This window comes from Rhizobacter sp. P3_B12 (assembly GCF_056402895.1).
In genome coordinates, this window is the sequence record NZ_JBFUGN010001155.1 from 1 (window position 1) to 1,756 (window position 1,756).

3 protein-coding genes and 1 pseudogene are annotated in these 1,756 nt (G+C 68.0%); 1 reads left to right on the forward strand and 3 read right to left on the reverse strand.

The window, feature by feature from the left end; all coding sequences use genetic code 11:
- The 3 genes and pseudogenes from AC1D01_RS33230 to AC1D01_RS33240 form a co-directional block, all read right to left on the reverse strand.
- Positions 1–318, reverse strand: a 318-nt coding sequence (locus tag AC1D01_RS33230) for a DsbA family protein (RefSeq protein WP_477873738.1), incomplete at its 3' end; no start/stop codon positions are given.
- Between the two features lie 64 nt (positions 319–382).
- The gene (locus AC1D01_RS33235) at positions 383–823 is read right to left on the reverse strand and encodes a VOC family protein (RefSeq protein WP_477873740.1); all 441 of its coding nucleotides are present in this window, start codon (positions 821–823) and stop codon (positions 383–385) included.
- Between the two features lie 18 nt (positions 824–841).
- Positions 842–1,273: pseudogene (locus AC1D01_RS33240) on the reverse strand (YciI family protein); the annotation flags it as partial.
- Positions 1,274–1,432: 159 nt separating this feature from the next.
- On the opposite strand from AC1D01_RS33240, the gene AC1D01_RS33245 reads away from it, so the two are divergent.
- The coding region (locus tag AC1D01_RS33245) for a cytochrome b/b6 domain-containing protein (RefSeq protein WP_477873739.1) at positions 1,433–1,756 on the forward strand (324 nt) is incomplete at its 3' end.

The window sequence follows — 1,756 nt, forward strand, 5'->3', positions numbered from 1 at the left end:
GTGCAGCAGCCGGTGCGCATCGAAGGTGTTGTAGATGCGCCCGCGCAGGTCCATGCGGAACGTGAAGCCGAGCGCCGCGCCGCGTGCGCGGATCGCCTCGCCGCTCTGCGCGCGCTGCTCGGCGCTCGCGCCGTACTTCTGCATCAGGTGCTCGCCGATGTCCTGGCCCTGCGGCCCCATGTCGGGGTTCAGTTCGAAGGGCTGGAAATGCAGGTCCACCTGCACGGCGTCGCCGAGCCGCGCAATGCCCTCTTCGAGCGACTTGAGCCCGATGGCGCACCACGGGCAGGAAACGTCGGAGACGAAATCGATCTTCATGCCCCGATTGGATCAGGCGCACGATCCCCTGGCGTGCCGGCGGGGCATTCCAGGGGCCTCGCCATCAGCTGAACATCTTCTGCAGGCGCTCGTCCATCTGCTGCGGCGTCAGGTCTTCCTTGTGCGTCGAGATGAACCACTGGTGGCCGAACGGGTCGATCAGGTGCCCGCTGCGGTCGCCCCAGAACTGGTCGRCCACCGGCATCGTGATCCGGGCGCCCGCCGCCACCGCCTGGTTGACGATCGAATCGGTGTCGGGCACGTACAGCAGCGCCGAGGTCGACGAGCCGCCGAGCGTCAGCGGGCTCAGCGCCTGGTGCTCCGGCCGCTCCTCGGTCAGCATGAACTGCGCGCTGCCGACCTTCAACTCGGCGTGCATGATCTTGCCGTCCGGCGCGTCCATCTGCATCACCACCTGCGCGCCGAACACCTTCTGGTACCAGGCGATCGCGTCCTTCGCGTTCTTGATCACCAGGTAGGGCGTGCTGCCGGTGGCGGGCGGCACCGGGTTGACCGCCGCGCCGGGCTTCGCCTGCGTCGCATCGATCTGCGCGCGCAGGCGGTCTTCCTGCTCGCGCAGCTCGGGCGTGAATTCGGCGCCGAAATCCTCGGCTTCGAAGACCTGGCGGATCTCGATCTCCGACGACTCGCCCATCGGGTTCGGGCAGCGCTTGACCCAGGCGATCGCCTCGTCGAGCGAGTTCAGCTTCCAGATCCAGAAGCCGGCGATCAGCCCCTTGTCGCCGGCAAACGGGCCGTCGATCACGCTGCGCTCGCGCCCCTGGAAGCGCACGCGCGCGCCCTTCGAGCTCGGCTGCAGCCCTTCGCCGGCCTGCATCACGCCGGCCTTCACGAGTTCCTCGTTGAACTGGCCCATGGCCTCGAGCAGCTTCGTGTCGGGCATGACGCCGGCTTCGGAGTTCTTGTCGGCCTTGATCAGGATCATGAATCGCATGCTGGATCTCCTTGGATGAATGGGAAGCGACGGCTTCATCCACGCGACGCCTCGCAGCCGCTGGAATCGACATGCTGCACCTTCTTTTTATGTAACGGCGCGGCAGCGGTTATCTTTGCGCCTGCCCGCCACTCCCGGCCCCCACGGCCGTGCCCCGCCATGCCGACCGATCAGAACGCCCCAGCGGCCCCCCCGACCCGCGTGCGCGTCTGGGACCTGCCGACCCGGCTGTTCCACTGGCTGCTCGTGGTCTGCATCGTCGGCTCGGTCGTCAGCGCCAAGATCGGTGGCAACGCGATGGAGTGGCACCTGCGTTTCGGCCTGATGGTGCTGATCCTGCTGGCGTTCCGCCTGCTGTGGGGCTTTATCGGCGGGCGCTGGTCGCGCTTCGCGAGCTTCGTCTACGCGCCGGCCACGCTGCTGCGCCACCTGCGCGGCCAGGGCCGGCGCGACGAGTGGCTGGAGGTCGGCCACAGCCCGACC